21 protein-coding genes are annotated in these 22,513 nt (G+C 45.4%); 4 read left to right on the top strand and 17 right to left on the bottom strand.

Features of this window, described 5'->3' with window-relative positions; translation table 11 throughout:
- Together AACR11_RS24235 and AACR11_RS24230 are read left to right on the top strand one after the other, a co-directional pair.
- A partial coding sequence (locus AACR11_RS24235; RefSeq protein ID WP_223295772.1) for a putative nucleotidyltransferase substrate binding domain-containing protein occupies nt 1-713 on the top strand: 713 nt, incomplete at its 5' end.
- 11 nt (nt 714-724) lie between these two features.
- The gene (locus AACR11_RS24230) at nt 725-1,441 is read left to right on the top strand and encodes a 3'-5' exonuclease (protein WP_033001524.1); all 717 of its coding nucleotides are present in this window, start codon (nt 725-727) and stop codon (nt 1,439-1,441) included.
- Between the two features lie 71 nt (nt 1,442-1,512).
- Here the strand turns inward: AACR11_RS24230 and AACR11_RS24225 are convergent, their stop codons facing one another.
- A complete protein-coding gene (locus AACR11_RS24225) occupies nt 1,513-3,396 on the bottom strand; it encodes a methyl-accepting chemotaxis protein (RefSeq protein ID WP_005445153.1) in 1,884 nt (627 codons plus the stop codon).
- A 228-nt stretch (nt 3,397-3,624) separates the two neighbouring features.
- On the bottom strand, nt 3,625-5,196 hold the full coding sequence (locus AACR11_RS24220; protein WP_005445152.1) for a BCCT family transporter: 1,572 nt from the start codon (nt 5,194-5,196) through the stop codon (nt 3,625-3,627).
- 396 nt (nt 5,197-5,592) lie between these two features.
- Here AACR11_RS24220 and cosR point away from each other — a divergent pair, with 396 nt between their 5' ends.
- Nucleotides 5,593-6,069 carry a MarR family transcriptional regulator CosR gene (gene cosR / locus AACR11_RS24215; RefSeq protein WP_005445149.1) on the top strand — a complete coding sequence of 159 codons (477 nt, stop codon included), beginning with the start codon at nt 5,593-5,595 and terminating at the stop codon, nt 6,067-6,069.
- Nucleotides 6,070-6,117: 48 nt separating this feature from the next.
- Here the strand turns inward: cosR and AACR11_RS24210 are convergent, their stop codons facing one another.
- The 6 genes from AACR11_RS24210 to AACR11_RS24185 form a co-directional block, all read right to left on the bottom strand.
- Nucleotides 6,118-6,756 (bottom strand): response regulator, encoded by a 639-nt coding sequence (locus AACR11_RS24210; RefSeq protein WP_005445147.1) that lies wholly within the window; start codon nt 6,754-6,756, stop codon nt 6,118-6,120.
- Nucleotides 6,749-8,104, bottom strand: coding sequence for a cache domain-containing protein (locus tag AACR11_RS24205; protein ID WP_005445145.1), 1,356 nt, complete (start codon nt 8,102-8,104; stop codon nt 6,749-6,751). The genes AACR11_RS24210 and AACR11_RS24205 overlap by 8 nt, the downstream gene beginning before the upstream one ends.
- Nucleotides 8,105-8,262: 158 nt before the next feature.
- On the bottom strand, nt 8,263-9,549 hold the full coding sequence (locus tag AACR11_RS24200; protein WP_005445143.1) for a TRAP transporter large permease: 1,287 nt from the start codon (nt 9,547-9,549) through the stop codon (nt 8,263-8,265).
- 12 nt (nt 9,550-9,561) lie between these two features.
- Entirely contained in the window at nt 9,562-10,101 is a 540-nt protein-coding gene (locus AACR11_RS24195; protein ID WP_005445141.1) for a TRAP transporter small permease subunit, read from the bottom strand.
- 132 nt (nt 10,102-10,233) lie between these two features.
- Nucleotides 10,234-11,328 (bottom strand): TRAP transporter substrate-binding protein, encoded by a 1,095-nt coding sequence (locus tag AACR11_RS24190; protein WP_005445140.1) that lies wholly within the window; start codon nt 11,326-11,328, stop codon nt 10,234-10,236.
- 415 nt (nt 11,329-11,743) lie between these two features.
- On the bottom strand, nt 11,744-12,148 hold the full coding sequence (locus AACR11_RS24185; RefSeq protein WP_005445139.1) for a hypothetical protein: 405 nt from the start codon (nt 12,146-12,148) through the stop codon (nt 11,744-11,746).
- A gap of 270 nt (nt 12,149-12,418) precedes the next feature.
- On the opposite strand from AACR11_RS24185, the gene AACR11_RS24180 reads away from it, so the two are divergent.
- Complete coding sequence (locus tag AACR11_RS24180; protein WP_005445138.1) at nt 12,419-13,087, top strand: DUF2982 domain-containing protein; 669 nt, start codon at nt 12,419-12,421, stop codon at nt 13,085-13,087.
- Nucleotides 13,088-13,098: 11 nt separating this feature from the next.
- On the opposite strand, the gene AACR11_RS24175 is transcribed toward AACR11_RS24180, so the two are convergent.
- From AACR11_RS24175 to AACR11_RS24135, 9 genes are all read right to left on the bottom strand, one after another.
- Complete coding sequence (locus tag AACR11_RS24175; RefSeq protein ID WP_005445137.1) at nt 13,099-13,755, bottom strand: MBL fold metallo-hydrolase; 657 nt, start codon at nt 13,753-13,755, stop codon at nt 13,099-13,101.
- 130 nt (nt 13,756-13,885) lie between these two features.
- Nucleotides 13,886-14,434 carry a DUF882 domain-containing protein gene (locus AACR11_RS24170; RefSeq protein WP_079325152.1) on the bottom strand — a complete coding sequence of 183 codons (549 nt, stop codon included), beginning with the start codon at nt 14,432-14,434 and terminating at the stop codon, nt 13,886-13,888.
- 173 nt (nt 14,435-14,607) lie between these two features.
- Entirely contained in the window at nt 14,608-16,200 is a 1,593-nt protein-coding gene (locus AACR11_RS24165) for a L,D-transpeptidase family protein (protein ID WP_017817911.1), read from the bottom strand.
- Between the two features lie 104 nt (nt 16,201-16,304).
- Entirely contained in the window at nt 16,305-17,387 is a 1,083-nt protein-coding gene (locus AACR11_RS24160; RefSeq protein ID WP_029790974.1) for a DUF1513 domain-containing protein, read from the bottom strand.
- Nucleotides 17,368-18,405 carry an imelysin family protein gene (locus AACR11_RS24155; RefSeq protein ID WP_029790972.1) on the bottom strand — a complete coding sequence of 346 codons (1,038 nt, stop codon included), beginning with the start codon at nt 18,403-18,405 and terminating at the stop codon, nt 17,368-17,370. The genes AACR11_RS24160 and AACR11_RS24155 overlap by 20 nt, the downstream gene beginning before the upstream one ends.
- Before the next feature lie 10 nt (nt 18,406-18,415).
- A complete protein-coding gene (locus AACR11_RS24150; protein ID WP_029790970.1) occupies nt 18,416-19,798 on the bottom strand; it encodes a di-heme oxidoreductase family protein in 1,383 nt (460 codons plus the stop codon).
- A 92-nt stretch (nt 19,799-19,890) separates the two neighbouring features.
- The gene (locus tag AACR11_RS24145) at nt 19,891-21,153 is read right to left on the bottom strand and encodes an imelysin family protein (RefSeq protein ID WP_005445123.1); all 1,263 of its coding nucleotides are present in this window, start codon (nt 21,151-21,153) and stop codon (nt 19,891-19,893) included.
- 175 nt (nt 21,154-21,328) lie between these two features.
- The gene (locus tag AACR11_RS24140; protein WP_005445121.1) at nt 21,329-21,925 is read right to left on the bottom strand and encodes a GTP cyclohydrolase II; all 597 of its coding nucleotides are present in this window, start codon (nt 21,923-21,925) and stop codon (nt 21,329-21,331) included.
- A 279-nt stretch (nt 21,926-22,204) separates the two neighbouring features.
- A complete protein-coding gene (locus AACR11_RS24135; protein ID WP_005445119.1) occupies nt 22,205-22,381 on the bottom strand; it encodes a hypothetical protein in 177 nt (58 codons plus the stop codon).
- Between the last annotated feature and the right edge of the window lie 132 nt (nt 22,382-22,513).

Here is a 22,513-nt window from a genome sequence, read left to right as displayed (position 1 = left end):
CTCGCTCTTTCAAAGGTAAGGAAACTTTGAGTTTCCTTACCTTCAAGTACTGTACTGGCGACATTATGGCGACCAACCCGATGTGGCGAATGACCCGCTCACAATGGGAAGAATGCTTTGCCGATTGGATTGATGACCCCAATCCAAAAGCGCTACTCAACGCATCCATCTTCTTTGATTTAGATGGGGTTTACGGTCGCTTAAAATGGGCAGAGCAGCTCACCAGCTTCATCGTACGTCGTGCCCGCAAGAACAATCGCTTCCTAGCCTGCTTGGCACGTAACGCATTAAATCGAACTCCACCACTTGGCTTCTTCAAAGACTTTGTGATGGAAAAAGACGGTCAACATAAAAACTCAATCAACTTGAAACGCCGTGGTACTGCGCCATTGGTCGATCTGATCCGCGTTCATTCTCTTGCGGTAGGCTCACGTGCACAGAATTCATTTGAGCGTCTCGATGACATCATTGATGCTGGCATCTTACCAAAAGGGCGCGCACAAGATCTTAAAGACGCCATGGAGTTCATCTCGATGGTGCGTATCCGCCACCAAGCAATTGATGTTGAGTTAGGTATTGAACCAGACAACAACATTGAGCCTGAAAACTTGTCGGATTTTGAACGTCGTAATTTGAAAGATGCGTTCCAGATCCTAAGTAATGGTCAGAACTTCCTTAAGTTCCGCTATCAGGCTAGTAACAAGTTTAAGTGAGGCGTGAAGTGATAAAGAAGTTATTTCAAAAGCCGAGTATTCAGTGGCCAGTGAAGTTTCAGCAGAAACTTGAGCGTGCCACTGATGAACGCTTAGTCGCCTTTTACGGTAAAGCGCTGCCAGCACCTGAAACGCCACTATCCCAAGTGGAGTTCGTTGCGCTTGATTTTGAGACTACCGGTTTGAACCCACAAAAAAACGGCATCATCACCATTGGTTTGGTGCCGTTCGATCTCAATCGAATTTTCCTACGCCAAGCAAAGCACTGGAAGGTGCGACCACAGGAAAAACTCGATGAAGAATCAGTCATCATTCATGGTATTACTCACAGTGAACTGATTGACGCTCCCGATCTGGGTGAAATCCTCGCTCCCTTGCTAGAAAGCTTAGCGGGTAAGATTGTAGTGGTACATTACCGCCGTATCGAGCGTGAGTTTCTCGACCAAGCACTGCGCTCTCGTATTGGCGAAGGTATTGAGTTTCCAGTTCTTGATACGTTGCAAATTGAAGAAAACATTCAACAAAAAGCAGCGGGCGGTCTTTGGAACAAGCTCAAGGGCAATAAGCCAAAATCATTACGCTTAGCCCAGTCTCGCCGTCGTTATGGCTTACCTGACTATACACCGCACCATGCTCTAACCGACGCCATTGCTACAGCAGAGCTCCTGCAAGCCCAAATTGCCCATCATTATAATCCAGAGCAACCTATCAGTAGCCTGTGGTTGTAATTCGGCTTACGTTATCTTTGAGCAACAAAAAAGGAGCCATATGGCTCCTTTTTATTCAAAACAACAAAAGCTTACAGCTTAAAGCGTCTGATCTCTTGTTCTAGCTCGTGAGAAAGCTCAGACAGGTGCGCTGCTTGCTCAGCCGCCTGGTGCGCTTCCACAGAAAGCTCATTCGATACGTCACGAATGCCCTCTGTATTACGAGTAATCTCAGTGGTTACTGACGCTTGCTCTTCTGCTGCTGAAGCAATTTGAGTTGCCATATCACTGATTCGCTCTACCGCAGAGTGAATTTGCGTCAGGCTAACTGCCGCAGAGTTTGCATCATCCACGCTAGTATCTGCTAGACGACGACTGTCATCCATAATACCCACCGCTTTCGCCGTAGTACCTTGCAGCATTTCGATGGTTTCTTGAATCTCTTGCGTTGAAGCGTGAGTACGTTGGCTCAACACACGAACTTCATCCGCAACCACCGCAAAACCGCGACCTTGTTCACCAGCTCGCGCTGCTTCAATCGCCGCATTCAGTGCCAGTAAGTTGGTTTGTTCGGCAATACCTTGAATAGTCGAAAGAATCGTATTAATCGCGTTACCGTGCGCCTCTAGCTCTTGAATCACGTTGGTCGCGACTTGAACTTCTTGCGCTAGGTTTTGGATCGAACCTTGCGTTTGCGTTACTTGACCAGAGCCATGCACACATGCTTGTACCGCTTCTTCCGAGCTTGATGCTGTGTTGTCCGCGTTACCAGCAATCTCTTGTGTTGCTGCCGCCATTTCGTTAACCGCAGTCGCCACCATGTTGATTTCGTCTTGCTGGTAAGAAATACGCTGGCTACGTTCTTCGGCTTGCTGTGCCGTTGTACGAGCTTGCTCAGACAGTGCGGACGATACGTGACTTAGTTTCGTCACCATCGTGTGCATATTGCCGACAAAACGGTTGAAGTTATCAGCCAGCTTGCCGACTTCGTCATCACTGCGCGGTTCTAGACGTTGCGTCAAGTCACCTTCACCAGAAGCAATTTCTTCCAATGCTTGTGAAACACGACCCAAATCGCGGAACAAGAAACCTACTAGCCATGAAACAGCAACAATCACGACGATAGTGATCAACACAGCGGTGATCAGCATTTCTCGTAGCAATTGAGCGTGGCTTGCCTCTTCTGTTGCACGATCCATTTCAATCGCAAACATCCAATGTGTGCCAGGCACTTTGCTGAAGTAGTAAAGCTTCTCTTTGCCTTTGATTGTTGCACTTTCAATCGCACCAGAGTTGGCTGCGCGCTCAATAGAATCTTTAGAAAATTCTTTAGAAAGGTCGGTGATTGGCTTAAGCGTTAGGCTCTTATTTGGATGAGCAAGGAAAGTGCCATCGTTCATATCGATCAGCATTGCATGAGCATTGTCACCTGCGTCTAGGCTGATGACGTCATTGATCAACTGGTCAATCAATACATCTGCACCGACAACACCAATGAACTTACCGTTTTTCATTACTGGCTCAGCAATTGTCACCAATAGCGCGTTAGTGATAGCGTCTTGGTAAGCTTCTGTGATGATTTGCTTGCCTGCTGCGTTTGCGTCTTTGTACCAAGGACGCGTGCGAGGATCGTAATCAGCACGGTTACGCTCGGGATGAGAACGATACATACCACCTTCTGGTGTACCTAAGAAGATATCGTCAAAGCCACCAGCTTTACGTGCTTGTTGTAGGAAAGGCACAACGTCTTGCTCAGTTGAGTAGTCGTTGAAAGCCGTCGCAATATCTTTACGAATTGCCACCCAGTCAGAAATACCTTCTGAAGCGGCGTTACTTAGGCTTTGTGCTCGTGAATAGACACCTGAACGCGTCTGATCAAGAAGTTGACCAGCCGACAACCAAGTCAGTGCTGTTGCCATCACAACAACAGCAGAGAGGCTTGCGCCAATTAGCTTTTGTTTTAATGATAATTTCATAATTATTATAGAGGTTGGGAGAACAGTTAAGGTGGGTGAATATTACACATTTTTTAATCACTAATCACGAGATTTTACTAATAAAAATAAAACATTAACTCATTGTAAATTAATGACTTATTTCGTCATTATTTTGTCTACCGTCAGAAAAATCACACAAAAAAAGCCAGCAAAACGCTGGCTTTTTTAACTTACTAATATTTAAGTAATATTTATAAATCTTATCAATTATTGACGTTCGGTTCTCATACCCATAAGCAGGCTGACACACATCGCCAATAAAACGACGGTAAATGGCAGTGCAGTAGAAATTGCACCCGCTTGCAGCGCTTGAACAGCTTCAGAACCACCGATCCACAGTAATGCAACCGCAATCGCACCTTCCATGAATGCCCAGAATACACGCTGTAACACTGGTGCGTCGACTTTACCACCAGCGGTGATGCTGTCGATAACCAATGAGCCTGAATCTGAAGAAGTAATAAAGAATACCAATACTAGTACGACTGCAATGATGGATAGCATGTTACCGAATGGCAATACATCGAACATTTGGAACATCGCAAGGGAAACATCAGTCAAACCATTTGCACCTAGCTCGCCCACATTATTGATCACTTGGTCGATAGCAAGACCACCGAATGTCGACATCCAAATCAAGGTAACTGCTGTCGGTACAATTAGAACCGCAGTGATGAATTCACGAACGGTACGACCGCGTGAAACTCGAGCGATAAACATACCTACAAATGGTGACCATGAGATCCACCAAGCCCAGTAGAATACTGTCCAACCTTGGAACCAAGCTTCATCAGTACGATCAAACGGATTACTCAGTGGAATAATATTCTCAACATAAGCCATCAATGTGGTTGGCACAGAGCCTAGTGTTACCGCCCAGCCGATCAAACCAACAAGGATAAGCAATAAGAAAGCAATCACCATGTTGATGTTACTGATGACTTTTACCCCGCCATCAATACCACGAACAACAGAAACAACCGCCAATAGCGTAACAACAGTGATAACGACAATTTGCAGTCCTAGTCCTGGTTCAACGCCAAAGACATGGTGAATACCACTTGCCGCTTGTTGTGCACCAAGACCTAGAGAAGTCGCCAGACCAAACAAGGTTGCCAATACCGCTAGAATATCCACGATGTGACCTGCCCAACCCCATGCGCGATCGCCCAATAACGGGTAGAAAATCGAGCGCATTGAAAGCGGCAGACCTTTGTTGTAAGTAAAGAAAGCAAGAGATAGTGCCACGACACCGTAAATCGCCCATGGGTGTAGACCCCAGTGGAACATGGTCGCACCTAGTGCTAGCTTCGCGGCTTCTGGTGTGTTTGCTTCTACACCCAGCGGGGTTTCATACCAACCAGTGAAGTACGCTACTGGCTCTGCCACACTCCAGAACATCAAACCGATACCCATACCAGCAGCAAACAACATTGCCAGCCAGGACATGAATGAGTAATCAGCGACAGCATCTTTACCACCAAGGCGAATCTTACCCATTGGTGAAACGATGAGAGCTAAACAGAAGATAACGAAGATGTTACCAGAGATAATAAACAGCCAGTCAAAAGAACCGATGATTTTCCACTTAATGCCGTCGAGTGCGGTCTTAGCGGTGTGTGCGTCCAGCACAAGTGCAGCAATAAGAAACAGTGCAATGAAACCAGCACTGATACCAAAAACAGGATTATGTACGTCAAAACCCCATTTCTGGACGTTGTCTTGACCAACCGTATAGTCGGTACTGTCGATACTGTACTTATCTATACCTTTTGTCATTATTCCTCTCTTTTTATGTTCAATCTTCTTAACAAGGCATTAAAAATCATTTGAACACGATACATTTTATTTTCCATGAAAGTGGAAGATCCTACCATTTGAGGCGTTTTTGTCTATCTTTTGCTGATAAAAAATCCAATAACTTACATTTCAATCAGAAAAGTGTAGCTAAAAAAGCGGAAACAACCACAGCAATACTTAGACCACAAACATTTCTTACTATAATAATTCTAGTCGTTGCTTTTTTCCTCGCTCAATGACCTTAAAAACAATAAGGAGAGCCAAGGCAAATTATTGAAAATTGGTGTCGCGATCCCTAACGAAGCCCTTTAAATAACAGCGCATTTGAGTTAGTGTCGCCTCGTTACATGATCCCTTAATGACTGGATTACGAAATTGGAAAAGTACGAAGAAGTTTTGGTCTCGATTCGTCAGATCATCCGCGCTATTGATTTACATTCTAAGAAGTTAAGCAAAGAGTCTGGTTTGACGGCTCCTCAGCTGATCCTGATGCGTGCCATTAGTGAATTAAATAACGTCACTATCAAACAATTGTCTAGCCATACCAACATGAGTCAGGCAACGGCAACCACTATCCTTGACCGCTTAGAGCGCAACCAACTTGTTGAGCGCCGCCGCAGTGTCGAAGACAAGCGTAAAGTTCACGCGGTATTGACCGAGAAGGGACAAGAAGCCTTAAAACAGGCCCCGACGCCATTGCAAGAGCATTTTATTAGCCGCTTCCAAAAGCTGGAAGAGTGGGAACAGAGCTTGCTTTTGTCTTCTGTGCAGCGCATCTCGACCATGATGAATGCAGAAGATATTGATGTTGCCCCTATGCTTGAACTTGGCAGTATTACCAAGCCTGAATAAGTATCCCTTCGAGCGCTCTGATGTATGAAAGCATGAGGGCGCCCCTGCCTACTCTATCAATCCTGTTTCAAAAGCGTATTTCGCCAACTCAGCCGTCGAGTGCAAATCCAGTTTGTGTTTGATGTTATGGCGGTGCGTTTCTACCGTTCGATAGCTAATGTCCAACAGCGTCGCAATCTTTTTGCTGCTGTTTCCTTGCGCCACTAACTTAAGTACCGCTTCTTCCCTGCGGCTAAGTGGGTTCGGCTTTTGCGCTGCCGGGACGACATCCTGCGTAAATAAGGTCTGAGTAACGGATTCGCAAAAGTAAGTCGATCCTTGGTTCACCGTTTTTATTGCTTGCACCATTTTCTCTGCTGAAATTTCTTTCAGCATGTAACCTACCGCACCAGCTTGCATCACCTTCATGATGTATTCACGGTTGTCGTGCATGGTGAGCATTAAAATTTTGCTCTCTGGACGCTCTTCCTTAATTACGCCAGTAGCTTCAATGCCATTCATGATTGGCATACTGATATCCATCAAGATGACATCTGGATTGAGAAGCTTTGATACTTCAATTGCCTCAAGCCCATTACTCGCCGTACCAATCACATCAATATCAGGTTCCAGTTCCAAACGCGCCATAAAACCATCAAGCACCACCTGATGGTCATCAACTATCACCACGCTAATTGGTTTATCCATAAACTAATCCATCCAAATCTAACAATACGGTGATTTCCGTCCCCAAACCGGGCTCGCTCATGAGTTCAAACTCGCCTCCGATAAACTCAACACGCTCACGCATGTTCCGCAATCCAATTCCTTGTCGGTGCACTGAAGGGTTGACCATAAAACCCGTACCGTCGTCTCGTATCAGTAATTGCAGCATATTGCCCATTTTTTGCAAAATTACTGTGACCTTTTTTGCTTTGGCGTGCTTCTCAATGTTGTTTAAAGATTCCTGAGCCACACGATACAAGGTTGTAGCCACTTCAGATTTCAACTTCACTTGCTCGGTATCAAAGTGGCTATCGATGTCCATACCAGAGTGCGAATGAAAATCTTGCAATAATGTAGAAAGCGCGGCTTCTAAGCCAATATCATCCAAGGCACTTGGTCTCAGTTGGTGAGAAATATGGCGTACTTCATTAATCGCAGTGATCAACGAGCGTTGAGATTTATCTAGGTGAGCTTTGAGCTTTTCATCTTCAATACGATGCGCCATCAAATCGAGGTGACATTTGCTCGAAACCAGCAATTGATTGATGCCATCATGGAGCTCTCTCGCCAGATGTTTTTTCTCATCTTCTTGGAACATCACCGTTTTGTGGGCAAGCTCTTTTAGGTTCTTATCCGCTAAACGATGCTCGTGTAAATTGATAGCAAGTGTCAATACGATGATCACCGCCACCGTAACCACCAGAATAATCACCACGGTGAAAAAGGTAGTCTCGATATTTTGATTGATTGCCGCACGCATATTGGCGACTTCACGGCTCACATCTTCAATATACAACCCAGTGCCAATCATCCAATCCCATTTATCAAGCCATGCCGCATAGCTCAGCTTTGGTACCACCTCCCCCGTAGAGGGCTTTTGCCATAGATATTGATGGAACCCGCCCCCAAGCTGCGCTTGATAAAGCAGAGCCTCAATCAGGTGATCGCCATTTTCATCTTGAATATGCAGTAAGTTTTGTCCGACTAAGTCCGGGAGAATGGGATGAACAAGGTTCGTGCCGTGCTTATCGTAGGCAAAGAAATACCCGTCTGAACCGTAACGTAAGCGGTTTAGGATCGCTTTTACGCGCGCTTTCGCGTCAGCCTCTTCAAGCATAGGATCGTTATAGATATGAGAAATGGCATCAAAGGCGAGATCTACGGTATCTTTTAGTGCCGCTTCTTTGGATTGAATTAAGTTCTGATGAAAGATTTCCACCTCACGCTGCCCCAAGGTTTTCGCTTGGTAAATGGAAATCCAACTGATACTGGCTGACACCAAAACCACAGGGATCAGTGCCAACAAGATTAACTTGGCTTTGAGAGGCATCCTTTCCCTCCAATGAAACGCTGATTAGGCTTGGGGCTGTTGACCTTTCGCGATTAAAATCGGTTCGAAACATCACAGACCCTGCTCGCTAATCAGCTTAACAACTTGTCTCAAAAGGTGAAAATTTTCACATCACAATTCCTTGCTTCTTACTTGCATTAGGACATGCCATAGAATCCTGGGAAAAATAACAATGAAGCAAGTACCACAATCTGAATCGCAATGAATGGCATCACACCACGGTAGATATCCCGAGTGGTCACGCCTGCTGGAGCCACACCTTTTAGGTAGAACAAACTAAAACCAAAAGGCGGTGTTAGGAATGAGGTCTGCAGGTTCATCGCAATCAAAATCGCAAACCAAGTCATGTTGATACCCATCAACTCGGCAACAGGTGCAATGATTGGCACGATAATGAAACAGATTTCTACGAAGTCGATGAAGAATCCAAGGATAAGGATGACTAACATGGTAATGATCAAGAAGCCCCATTTTTCACCCGGAAGTTCCAACATCCACTCTTCAACAAGATAATCCCCCCCAGTGTACGTAAACGCCATTGAGAATGCCGTTGCCCCAAGCAAAATCGCAAAGACCATCGCGGTCACTTTTACGGTCTCTTTCGAAGCTTCATACACCATCGACCAGCTAAACTGTTTGTAAAGCAACGACAATACAATTGCACCAGCCCCACCCAGTGCTGCGGACTCTGTTGGAGTAGCAATACCCGCAAAGATAGAGCCGAGAACAACAATAATCAGCGCCAACGGTGGCAGTACGGCTTTCAACGCAGTAATCACTTCTTCTTTACGACTGATAGACTCATCACGCTCGATAGGCTGGGCTGCTTCAGGGTTCAGTTTGGCGTAAATCAAAATGTAGATCACATACGCGCCCACCAGCACCAATCCCGGCCACACTGCGGCTTGGAACAAATCCCCGACTGGTACACCGAGAACATCCCCCAGAAGAATCAAAACTATGGAAGGCGGAATGATTTGACCTAACGTGCCCGACGCACAGATGGTGCCACAAGCCAATCCCTTGTCGTAATTGTACTTAAGCATCACTGGCAAGGAGATCAACCCCATTGCCACTACCGATGCACCGACTACCCCCGTTGATGCGGCAAGCAAGGCACCCACCAACACGGTTGAAATGGCAATACCACCGCGAATACCACCAAACAAACGCCCCATCGACTCAAGCAATTGCTCAGCCAATCGGGTCTTTTGCAACACTAATCCCATGAAGACAAACAGAGGTACTGCCATCAGTACCGTATTCTCCATGATGGATTGAATGCGATAAGGCATGAAAGCAAACATCTCAATGCCTTCGGCCCATACGCCAAAAATTAATGCGATGCCGCCAAAGGTGAAGGCAACAGGAAAACCAAGCAGTAGCGCAAATAACGCCACAAAAAACATCACTATACCGATCATACTGAATTCCTTTTACGACTTACCGTTGTTACCGGCATAGATAAGATGAGGGTTAACAATTTTGTTGATGGAATGAAGCAGCAAACCAACTCCGCTTACCGCCATAAACAAAAACGAAAGTGGAATCATACCTTTAATGATCCATCGGTATGGCAAACCACCCGGATCTCCAGATGTCTCGCCCAGCGCGTAACTCTCTTTGGCAAAGTCGACACCAAACCAAGCAACCAATAGGCAAAAGGGAAACAAAAAAAGTAAGGTGCCTAAAATGTCGATTATGGACTGCGCTTTGTATGACAAGCGCTCATAGAAAATATCTACGCGTACGTGCCCGCCGGATTTAATTGCGTAAGGCACACCAAGTAAAAACACGGCAGAGAAAAGGTGCCATTCCATTTCTTGAAAGGCGATCGAGACGTCATTGAACACGTAGCGCATGACAACGTCGTACACCACGTTCGCTAGCAACAAAATAAATAAGATGCTGGATAACCAGCCTAGAAAATCACCGAAGCGGTTAAAGATTCGCTCAATATAAATAAGGCTTCTCATTCCGAACTCCATGGAACGTGGGGGAGATTGGCTCCGCTGGTTCGCGGAGCACTTGTTATGACCTTCTCTAAGAGAAGTTTTCTTGGGCTTCATTGGCAGGCTAAATCACTCGAAATAGCCTGCGATACGAAGTTATTGCTGAGCTTGGCTGTTTAAGTAAGCTCGGTGTGAAATGTCAGACCAAGGGCGTACTTGCTCGATGTAGCTTGCTTGTGACTCTTGGATTTCTTTCGCTAGCGCGTCTTTCTCAGCATGCTGTTTTAGCAAACGCTCGTTCGCTTCTCGCAGCGCTGAAATCACCTCTGGTGGGAAATCTTTAACTTGTACGTCTGGGTATTCTGATTGGATAGATGCCCAGTTCTTACCACTTTCATGTTTAGACTGCGTGTACATATCGTAAGCCGCCGCTTTCATCGCTACTTGCAAGATCGCTTTTAGATCATCCGGTAGGCGTTCCCAAGTACGTTTGTTCACTAGGAACTGCAGTTCGGTACCTGGCTCATGCCAACCTGTATAGTAGTAAGGAGCAATTTTGTGGAAGCCCATACGCAAATCCAGAGATGGTCCTACCCACTCCAATGCATCAATCGTGCGTCGTTCAAGAGAAGTGTATAGCTCACCCGGTGCGATGTTTGTTGGTTTTGCACCCAGCTCTGCGAGAATTTCCCCAGCGAAACCCGGAATACGCATTTTCAGACCTTTTAGATCATCTACTGATTTGATTTCTTTCTGGAACCAACCGCCCATCTGGGTATCGGTGTTACCACCAGGGAAAGACAGCAAGTTATGCGGAGAATAAACCTTCTCCATCAACTCCATGCCACCACCGTAGTAAAACCATGCGTACTGTTCTGTTGGCAACATACCGAAAGGCATAGAGGTGAAGTAAAGGGTGTTTGGTACTTTGCCTTTCCAGTAATAAGAAGCGGAATGTCCCATGTCGTACTGACCGGATTTCACCATATCAAACACGCCAAGCGGCGCTTTATGCTTGTTTGCGGAATCAATACGAATTTGTAGGCGTCCGTTTGACATTTCTTCTGCCATTTTCGCCATGTTCTTTGTTGCATCACCGAAGATAGGGAAATTCGGTCCCCAAGTCTCCGCTAGTTTCAAGCGATACACTTTATCGTCAGCAGCGTTAGCAGAAGTCGCTACAAATGCCATGGTTGCTACCATCGCTGTCGCTTTGAGTACTCGTTTCAAAGATTTTTGGATAAGACTCATCGTTCACGTCCTTTGTCACCAAGGTTATTGTTGTCATCCATTACATAAGGATTCGATATAGAAGATGGGACATTACTTGGAAGTAAGAAATGGGCATGAACACGCAACAAATCGGTGTCTATAAGCTAGGCTTAGTCGTTAGTATTACGTATTTCTGCGTAGGTGATATGCGATCATCATGAAACAAAGTCGTAAAATCAGAATGTTATCTATTTCATTTGGAGAGAGCAGTATAGAAACCACGTACGTGGTTAACTGCGAAAGAATTTACACAGTATTTAATAAATTGTGACAAATGACGGGTTTGTATCGTTAGAATGCTCAATTATAGAAGTGAAAAAGCCGCTCTTAAGGTAAAAAAATACCCCGGTCAATGCCGAGGTATTTAATGCAAAAAACAGAATTACAGCGGTAATTAAACTGCTTTATAGATAACTTTGTTACCTGCTAACTGCTCTTTTTGAACTAGGTTTTCTTCAAGAAGCTTCTTCAGTGCGCCAGTAGCCCATGATGCCGCTTTAGTGTCTTCTTGACCAGCAGCCAGACCGATACCTTTAGGGTTGATACCTTCTGCGTTTGCTACAACGATATCTAGTACTTGTTGCTGCTTAGGAGTAAGTGCAACCTCAACCGTTTTTGCTGCAGCTACTTTCTTCTCAGCTACTGCTTTTTCAGCAACAGCTTTTTTAGCAACGGAAGGTGCTGCTGCTTTCTCAACAACAGGTTTAGCCGCCTTCGGTGCTGCAACTACGTTTGCTACTGTCGCTTTAATGCGTTTTTGCAGTTTCATCTGCACTTTACGCTTATGAGCAAGTCTCATTGAATATTTCTCCAGTTCACTGCATCTCAGCAGGGATGAAAATTTGAAGCGCGTTTTATACCAAAAATCACAAACGATTTGTAGGTTTTAGCGGCGAAACGCGATGAAAAATGCGCTCATTGCATAGAACGTCTACTATTTAATCAGATAAATTGTGAACGGATTTATTGAATACTGGGTATAAAAACAGAGGTTCTTTGTTTCTGATAAGCAAGTAAATGAATATCAAAAACAAGAGTCTCAACACCATTGTTCAATGAGGCTAAAAGCATGGAAACGCGGCATCTCAGCAACTCACATTTCAAATCTGACTCCCCCATCAACAAATTGATCATGTTTATGGTTGTCACGATTACCTTATTTCTGGTTTTAATTGCTCCAGGATGGAAACAAGCCATGTTGTCGGTGATCTTGATGGCACTCATCGTTGGCTTTGCCATTGTAATGATCAAAAAGAGCCAGGTCTCTTTCACGCTCACCGCTTCTCATTTCCAGCAACATCTTTTCAAAGGCGGCTGGGTACTACGTTGGAAAGACATTGATTCAATCGGTATTTGCACCTACGAGCAAGAAGGTTGGCATCAGCCTTTACCTTGGATTGGTATTCGCTTGAAGCACTATTCCCCTTATCTCAACTCGATCTGTCCTCGAATCGCAACGGAAATTTTATTAGGGCAACGAGCTTTGCTTTACTTAGGCGCAAGACAAAATAATTGCGAAACAAAATTTGAAGATATGGTGTTAGACCCCGCTCCATACATTAATCAAGAAGGCATGCATTACGAAGGTCTACAAGCCATGCTGGCGAATAGAATGAAGTATCAGAGGCAGTTTTACGGCTATGACGTGTTTATTTCAGCCAGTGACTTAGACCGAGAAGCTGAAGAGTTTGTGGGATTGGCTCGACGTTACTTAGCTGCCGCCGAGCCAGATGCTTAATTCAATGCGCCTTAATATAGAGGCATTTCGTCTGCAACGAATGGGTTTGTCTTGCGTTCATGACCAAACGTCGATTGTGGGCCATGCCCAGGAACGAAAGTTACATCGTTGCCGAGTGGCCACAGCTTTTCTTTGATCGAACTTATCAATGTATTGAAGTCCCCTTGAGGGAAATCTGTACGACCTACACTGCCGTTAAACAAAACATCACCAACGAAAGCAAGACGAGCTTCTTCACTGTAAAGCACAACGTGACCAGGCGTATGTCCAGGCGTATGAATAACATCTAAAGTTTGGTTGCCAAAAGAGACCTTATCGCCCTCATTTAGCCATTGGTGTGGTTCAAACGCTTCAGTCAATGGGAACCCAAACATTTGACTCTGACCTTCCAAGCCTTGCAACCAGAAGTTATCCGCTTTGTGTGGCCCAACAATTTCAGTGCCACCAAGAAGAGCAGATAATGGTTCAGTGCCGCCCACATGGTCTAAGTGACCGTGTGTCAGAACTAGGTTTACAACCTCAACACCCAACTCTTTGATCAGCATTGCCAGTTGCTTTTCATCACCACCCGGGTCAACCACAATGCCCTTCATGGTTTCATCACACCAGACAATAGAACAGTTTTGAGAGAAAGATGTTACGGGAACAACTTGGTACTTCAGAGCCATAGATAACCTATACCGAATAAATTTTCGTGAAAACTGCGGCAACTATGACACTAAGCCAAAGTGACTTCAAGCGCTGAGCCATGGGTAATTAACGACTTTCTACGTCAATAAATTAAGTCTTAGGCAGGCATTACCAAGAACGTACTGCACCGGTATCGATATGTACAAAGTTACTGCGTGGGTAATAGCCAACACCACCCGCTTTTAAACTTAATACGGCATCACGCACGGTCGAAAGCTTGACGCCATCTAAGCGAAAATCGATCGCTTTGCCTTCCATGTGCATGCTTTTCTTTGCCACGCCAGAAGAGTTGTTGCGTAGTGATGCATTCGTTAGAGGCGAACGGTACCCTGAAATCACAATTACCTCTGCATCGGTACCTATCAGTGCTTGGATCTGACTGATTTGATCAAATAAGCGGCGGTCCATTGGATGGATTTCGTTGCGACGATGGTCACGACAAAACTTATCAAGCCGTTTAAGTTCCTCGTCCACATAAGTACTACCGTTGAAGTAGCATGACTCCAAAAGCTCACCAGTATTGAGATTATTCATCGCAAGCACACGAGGTTCATCAGGCAATGAGGCCCAAGACAAACTTGGCATCGCCGAGGCGACCACAACACCACCAGCGGTCATTTTAAGAAAATCACGACGGGAAAAATTACGACTTACCATGACAAATATACTGCTCAATTACTGTACGAGCAGCGGACATTACCGAAACCTATTTAACGCGTCAAATGCATAAACCGGTCCGGCTTGTCGCTTTTAGGCTGGATTTTTTGCTTACTTATTGAACAAAAAACAGATTTTCTTAATTGTAAATTTTCTTAAATTAAGTGCGCCCCTTACCCTTGGTCGTCGTATTGATAAATATCATCACGGTAGTAGAGCGTGCCTTCTTCTAACCACGCGGTTTGATAAATGATGTGCACTTGAATTCGCTCACTCAAAGGCACTGAGGTGTTGGAGCGACGTCCACTTTGACGTTTTTTCGCTAACCGCTCTTCAAGACCTTGCGTTTTAAAGAGCAACTCAGCAAGTTGATCAGCATGCTCAACGCGAACACACCCTGAGCTGAACGCTCTCCGATCTTGATCGAACAAGTTTTTGCTTGGAGTATCGTGTAGATAGATTGCTTGTGGGTTCGGCATATTAAACTTGTACAACCCTAAAGCATTGTGCGAACCCGATGACTGTCTCATCCGGTAAGGAAAGCTTCTTGGGTTGACCGTTGCCCAGTTAATTGTGGTTGGGTCAATGATCTCTTGCGAGGTCCATGATCGGATGATCTGGATATTATGCTCGATCAGATACATGGGATTGCGCTTCACCTTAGGGATGATGTCCTTAACCATGATCTTCCAAGGAACATTCCAAGTTGGGTTTAAGATAACGGAATCGAGCGTGCCCGTCATGATTGGGGTCTTGCGTGATGCTCTCCCTACCACTACCTTGGATTCAAACAGTGCTTGTCCTTGATGCCAGTAGGTCACTTCGTAGCCGGGGACATTGACAAACACCACGTTGTCACGCTCTTTTGCCCAAATCCGCGAGCGCTCTGCGTTAAGTGCTAGAGAGTGCAATCGTTGCTCAGGAGAGAAGTTGATCCAGCGAATCGTATTGGGACCGATGATACCGTCTTGCTTCAAGCCATGAATACGTTGAAACTCCATCACCGCCAGTTCTAGGTTTTCATCATAACGTGTGGTCTCTGTGTCTAAATGACCGACTTCAACGCCCACGATTTGCATCCGCGCTATCAGGCTCGATTTATCAAATAGCTCGTCTCCGACTCTCGCCAATCTCTGCTCTTGCTGATACAAAGGGAACTCAAACTGCGCGTAAGTCGATAATGAAGCAAAGGCGGTATTAAATGATGCATCCATTTGTAGGGGGGAGCGAAGTTCGGCAAGAAACTGGTCAAGTTTGCCTACCGTGATTTCATTACTCAACAACGACAGCGTTTCGATACTTGGCGCAGGCAGTTTGACGTGAACTTTATTTGCAAATAGCCAATTGATGCCTTCTTGTGGAACTTGTTCAAGGTAGGACAAATACATGAGGAGTGAATCACTCATCACCAGATCAAAGTCAAGCTCATCACCTTGTTCGCGTACTTGTTCAATACGTCGCAGTTGGTCATCAAATTCAGAGGTCACATCCGCCAATGCCACCAGCTCAATTTGAAAGATGAGTTGATCAACATCAGTTTCATTTTCCCAGTTGAGACGGTAGTTGGTGCTTTGGTAGAGCTGATCGATGACATCTGGATAGTGGATCATCTTCTCCACAGACAACTGATCAACCGCGCCCTCTTGCTCTGTTTGTGCAGATGCATCGGGAGAAACCACGGTTGAAAAGCTGCAAAACGGCACCAAAAGTGCCGTTATCATTATGAGTCTAGCAATCACTGAAACGATCCCTTCGTTACGTGCCATAAAAAAAGTATGGCAAATATCTCACGGGTTGCCGCTTTAAAATTAAGAATCTGCAAACGAAAATGCCAACAAGATCCTCAATAAGATGTTACTTAATGATCTTTCTAGACAATTCTCGCCCAGTGGTTATCCCATTGAACGCCGCTAGCAAAAGTATTCTTTGACTCTGTAGGTCTTTGTTCGACCACTCTCCCTGCGCCAGAGCTGACGCGAAACTCATCACCGTAAGTGACGACACCAGAAGCATCTGGTAGTGCATTCAATTCAACCAACTGTCCGGTGGATTTCGACCAAATACCGTAACAACTTCCCGGAGGTGATGTTGCTAATATCCAATCTTCTGTCGCAGCAATGCTTGCCACATAATGATTAAAACGCGCCCACTGCTCCGGTTCAGCTTGCAAATCTTGCATCTCACCACCACGCGTATGCATGGCGATCAAAGCTGGGTATTCATCTGGCTCACCACGATATTGCTGACCGCAAAGCACTGTCTCAACACCATCATGTGCAAGGTGACGAATACTCAGCTTATGATCGGGTAAAAACACTTGGTCTAATAATTCTCCTTCTTGCGAAAGATAGCTCAGACTTGGCGTCATGGTATTTAGATTAAGCGGCTCACGTCCATTCGTGTGGACGCCACCAACACCAATGGCTAAAGCACCGTCAGGCATCATGATGACTTCATGAGGTCCGAGACCAAATCCGCTCAATTCATCAATTTTTTGATACTGCCTTTGCGCATCATAAACTCCGATGATCCCTCGGCTTGTTCCCCTTTCCCCCTCAGTAGCAAATAAGTAATGACCATCATGGGAGTAAACACCATGCCCATAGAAATGGCGGTCCGCTTTTGCTAACTCCAGTTTGACCATTTGCTCCGAACGATAGTCAAACACCATAAAAAAGGTGCCGGGACGACGACCAAAGACAACCGCATGACCTTGCGGGTTGGTCGCCACGCCATGACCCCGTTCAGGGATTGGCAGCGAAGACAGCGGCATGCCATGTTCATCGGCAACTACGGCAGCGTATTTGTCGCGTCCAATGATAGAGCAGCCAATCAAAGCAGGCTCGCGTGTGTTTGTTGAAGTGCAACCGAACGGCAGAACAGGGGCAGCCGCTCCAAACAAAGCGGCTTTCAGCAAGGTTCGGCGAGTTTGATCAGTCACCATCGGTTGCATTGAATCCTATAACGACACCAAGTTCGATAGCCACCTCTTCGTGGATCAGATACTTCAGTTGCTCAAGCTTGTTGTATTGTGCGAGAACCATTCGATAACCGTCTTTGGTTTGCAGCGCGGCAAACAAACTTTTATCTTCAGGCCACGTATCCAATGCCATATCAAATTGATGAACAACACGATCAGCTAGTTCACTATGCCCCTGCTCACGAAGCAATGCATCTAAACCAGAGCCGTTAGCAAGATAGAGAGCCTGTAACGCTTCAAGGTTAGCCTTCAAGTTAGACAATGAAGTTTGTGAACGCCATGATTCTGAGAAATAAGGACGCGGTTTGCCTATTTTGGCCAATGGGCGGCTCAGCTTCTTCATGCTGTATTCTAATTGATTAGACAGCAACGAAATGTACTCAGACTCCCACTCCGTCATGTCTAATGACTTCCATGGGTTTTGTGCCCATGAATCTGCAATGATGTTTGCTTTGTTATTAAGGTTTTCTGCAATCGCAATACTGGTAGCACACGTATTGCTATTAGTAGATAAACTCGACGCCTTGTCGTAAAGCAACCATTCCAGCGCACCCACCCCTTGTACTGTTACGCTTTGAGTCGAAATATCCTCTGCGCTCCAAATTTGGTCAGACTTCGTTAAGACCGACATTTTTCGTCCAGTCGTGTTCTTCTTATCTGGCCAAAATTGCACATTCCAGCTCTGCTCTAATGCGGTCGCAGGTCCACGCTCTTGCCCTTGTAATGCCATCCACACCAACATGGTTTGATGCCATTGCTGCTTAATTTGTGCGTCGGCTTTCATTTGTGAAGCACAGTATTCTGTGAGGCTCTGCTCTAACTTGGTTGTCTGAGTTACAAACGCCTGTGCCGCGTTAAACTCCACCTCGTATACGTTTTGTGAAATATGGCTTGTACTCTCGGGCTCAACAGAGCTTGACCCGTTTGTCGATTGGCAGCCAGCCAAACTTAACGTTGCGGCAATCGCACTCACTAACAAAGTTATTTTCATGGTTGGCTCCTTATAGAGAATTCAGGAATGCGATCAATGCGTCGCGTTCTTTCTTGTTGAGCGCTAAAACGTTTTGCTTAGCCGTTTCTGCCTCGCCGCCGTGCCACAATACGGCTTCCATTAAGTTACGTGCACGACCATCATGTAAGAAGTAAGTATGACCATTCACCTCTTCGGTATAACCAATCCCCCATAACGGCGCGGTTCGCCATTCACGACCATTCGCTAGGTACTCAGGACGGTTATCTGCCAAGCCGTCACCCATGTCATGCAGAAGCATATCGGTATAAGGGTGAATAAGTTGCTCAGAAAGAGCCGGTAATTCCGGTCGCTTAGCGGTTTTTACGCTCGTCTTGTGGCAACTTTCGCAGCCAGAAGACGCAAAAATCTGCTGACCAAGCTGAACCTCGGGATCATTGATATTTCGACGTGCCGGTACTGCGAGATGTTGACTATAGAACTCAACAAAATCGAGGATATTTTTACTCACCTCTGGTTTGCCGCCATTAGGCATGTCATCACAAATCGTCTGCTTAGAAGTGCAGTTTTCGTTCGGGAACAAATGACTAGTCAGACCCACATCGCCGTTAAATGCCGCGGCGTTTTGTTGCATGAGCGTCGGTTGCCCTGCTTTCCAGCCAAATCGACCAATTGAGAAATCGTCTTTTTCGATGTCCCACACTTTATTCACTTTGCCAGAAATACCATCTTTGTTTGTATCTTGCTCGTCAGCCCAAGCCAGCAACGTTTTATCAGGAATGCTCTCCAGCAAACCAAGACCGATCATTGGCGGAGCAACACGTGCAGAGAACTCTGTATCAGGGTGCATCGCCCCATAACCTAAATCCGTAATTTGCAGCACTGGCTTTCTGAGTACGACCTTGGTGCCATCTTTAAAAGTAACTGGCACGTCGGTGTAACTGATATTGATCTTGCCTTCCGGCGTTTGATCTTGCAGTGCAAAATCTTGTAGCTGCCCACCGTAAGTTGGCTCAGGGATACCGCCATCTTTGATGTACGCTTTTTTCTGCTCCGGAGTCATTGCTGGAATACTGAGGCGCACTAGCATAGAGACCGCATGCAAATCGTCTTTTTCCGGCGGATGACCACGCCCATCTTTGATATGGCAGTTTTGGCAACCATTCGTGTTAAACAAAGGTCCCAGTCCATCGCGAGCGTCTGTTGATGCAGGCGCTTGTACCCAAGGGTTACGGAAGAAACTGTTGCCGACACTAAAGTCCAGCCGTTTGCTCATCGGCAGGTTGGCAGCAGGAAGAGAATACGCGTTAGCGCCGTCTTTTTTGACGCTAGTTTTGCCACCAGACTTAACATCATAAGCCATGGCAGAAGAAGAAAGGAGCGCGACTAGCGCAGAATATAGGTATGGCTTCATATCATTGCTCTACTAATACGACAGGTGTGATAACAACGAGCTCAAACGGCAAAAGGGCTCACAAAGAGCCCTTATTTATTATGGTTTTCTTATTAAAACTCGTGATCAGCAGTATCAGGGCTTAAGCTGTCGATACCGACGATGTTCGCCGCTCGCTCAATCGCACCTGTTTGAGCTACCAATGACATGATCGTGTCATTGACTAGCGCATTGCCTTGCGTATTACCAGCTGCGATCAACTGGTCAAAGTGTTGGTTATTCTTCTCTGCAGAAGTAACCAGCTCGCCCACTTGGCTACGTGTTGTATCAAACTGCTTTTGGATCTCTTTTGCCGCTTGTTTGTCTTTTTGAGCGACTAAATCCGCAATACTTGGACCAGACAGTTCTTTTCCGTCAACACCTTTGTACGTACCTGTGTAAACGTTGTAGATGCCTTGCTCATTGTAGTAATGAGAGTTATGCGTGTTGTCTGAGAAACAATCGTGCTCATCTTCAGTAGAGTTTGCCTCTAGCGCTACTTTCATACGCTCGCCCGCTAGTTCACCTAGAGACAGAGAGCCCATGCCGAACAACATCTTACGAAGACCATTATCCGCAGATTCGCTTAGAAGCTCTTCACGGTAATTACCTTTTACTTCCGAAGACCACTGCTTCTCCATCCACTCAAGATCCTGAACCAACAGATCTGCAGCCGCTTTTAGGTACTCACCACGACGGTCACAATGATCATTCGTACATTCAGAACCAACCACAAAGTCAGTATAAGCACGCTGACCCGCACCCGCATTTGTGCCATTTAGATCTTGGCCCCAAAGTAGGAATTCAATCGCGTGGTAACCAGAAGCAACGTTTGCTTCAGAGCCACCCACTTCGTTTAGATCCGCTAGCAACTCTGGTGTAATTTTTGAAACGTCTAGCTTAGACGCACCAATTTGTAGGCTTGTGTTTGCGATGATATTTGCTGCAGCACCTTCGTTACCAAGCTCATATTGGTAATCAGAAGCGACATAGTCAATCAGACCTTCATCGAGCGGCCATGCGTTAAGCTGACCTTCCCAATCATCGACGATTGCGTTACCAAAACGGAAAACTTCAGACTGTTGGTATGGTACGCGAGCGTCAAGCCAAGCTTGTTTAACTTCTTCAAGCTTTTTCGCTGATGGGGATTCAAGAAACTCATCGATTTTTACGTCGAGTGTTTTCGCTGTAGTCACAGAATCAGCGAACACGGCGTGTGCCACGTCAGCATAATGTTCGACCACTTGTTGTTTAGTTACTGTCGCAGCAACCGTAGAACCACTGGCAATGAGGAGTGATGCAGCAATAGATTGGACTAATACTGTTTTTGCATTCATCTGAAGCATCCTTGTTGAGCATTTTAATTATCGTATTGGTAGTGCTAATTATTCTTATTTGCACTTTTGTCCCGAGATAATACAAATTTACAATTTATTTGCAACTCCAGATACAAAAAAAGCCTCATAAAAATGAGGCCTTTAACAGTCATTATTGTCAAATTTATCTTTAAGATTAAACCTTTAGGTGGTGTTTCCCGTGTGAAACCTTTGCTTTAAGATAATTTTCATTGCCATCTTTAATGTGCGCTGAAGTGTTGACAACCTCTGTAATTTCAATTCCGTATTCCGATAACTCACGGATTTTTTTAGGGTTATTAGTTACGAGACGGATTTTTCCAACCCCTAACGCCTCAAGCATTTGTGCCGCCTCGGTGAAATCGCGCAAGTCATCATCAAAGCCTAGATGGTTGTTGGCTTCATATGTGTTCATACCCTGGCTTTGTAAACGGTACGCATCAATTTTGTTGTACAAACCGATCCCGCGACCTTCTTGGCGAAGATATAAGATAATGCCACCTGACTCACCCATTCGGTTGATGGTTTCTTCCAATTGCTCGCCACAGTCACAGCGTGAAGAGTGGAACACATCACCAGTCAGACACTCAGAGTGCATGCGCACTAAAGGCATGTCTTGTGTTTGGTCTGCTTGCTTAAAGATAATTGCTACATGCTCTTTATCCGTCTTCAGACCGCGAAAAGACAGGATTTCGGCATCAATGTTACTGTTAGCCCCGACTTTAAAATCTACTCTGGCACGTACTTCCGCCATATCTACACTCACTCGATTTATTGCTTGATGCATGTTCGTTATTGCATTCATGGGATTGTTCTCATTTGCTCTTCAACTATGGGGATTGATACCGCATTTTTCAATGTTGAGATCACAACGAGCCCTATTCTTATGTGTGACAAGCTTGGAAATCCTATCGGAATAACACCCGCTAGCCGACTTTACAATTGTTATAATATAACATTTATGACGAACTACAATAAAAAAACCCCAGACATATTTGCCTGGGGTTTAGAAAGAGTTATTAAAATCTGGCATTCAATGCGTTTGGCTTCGCTTCCACACGGCGAGCTCAATCCAGACCGCTTCGAGTTCTTGAATTTCCTCGTCGGTCAACACCGCGAGAGATGAAGTGACTTGAGGCAGTTTCGGTGACTGCAATGCACGAATCTGCGAATAAAAGTCCTTTTTTAATTGCGTTATAACTGAATCCACTGCGTACACCTATTCATTCTTTATTACTCCTCCAGCTCAATTTATATCGTTTGCTATTCGCTGAAGCATTCATAAATTCGAGAAAATGATAACATTCTGTTTGTTATGTGCACAATTTATTTTTAATAGTGG

Origin of the sequence: Vibrio sp. L85 (genome assembly GCF_963871815.1) — a bacterium.
Classification (GTDB): Bacteria; Pseudomonadota; Gammaproteobacteria; order Enterobacterales; family Vibrionaceae; genus Vibrio; species Vibrio harveyi.
Note: the sequence above shows the minus strand (reverse complement) of the source record. Positions and strands in the feature narration are given on the sequence as shown.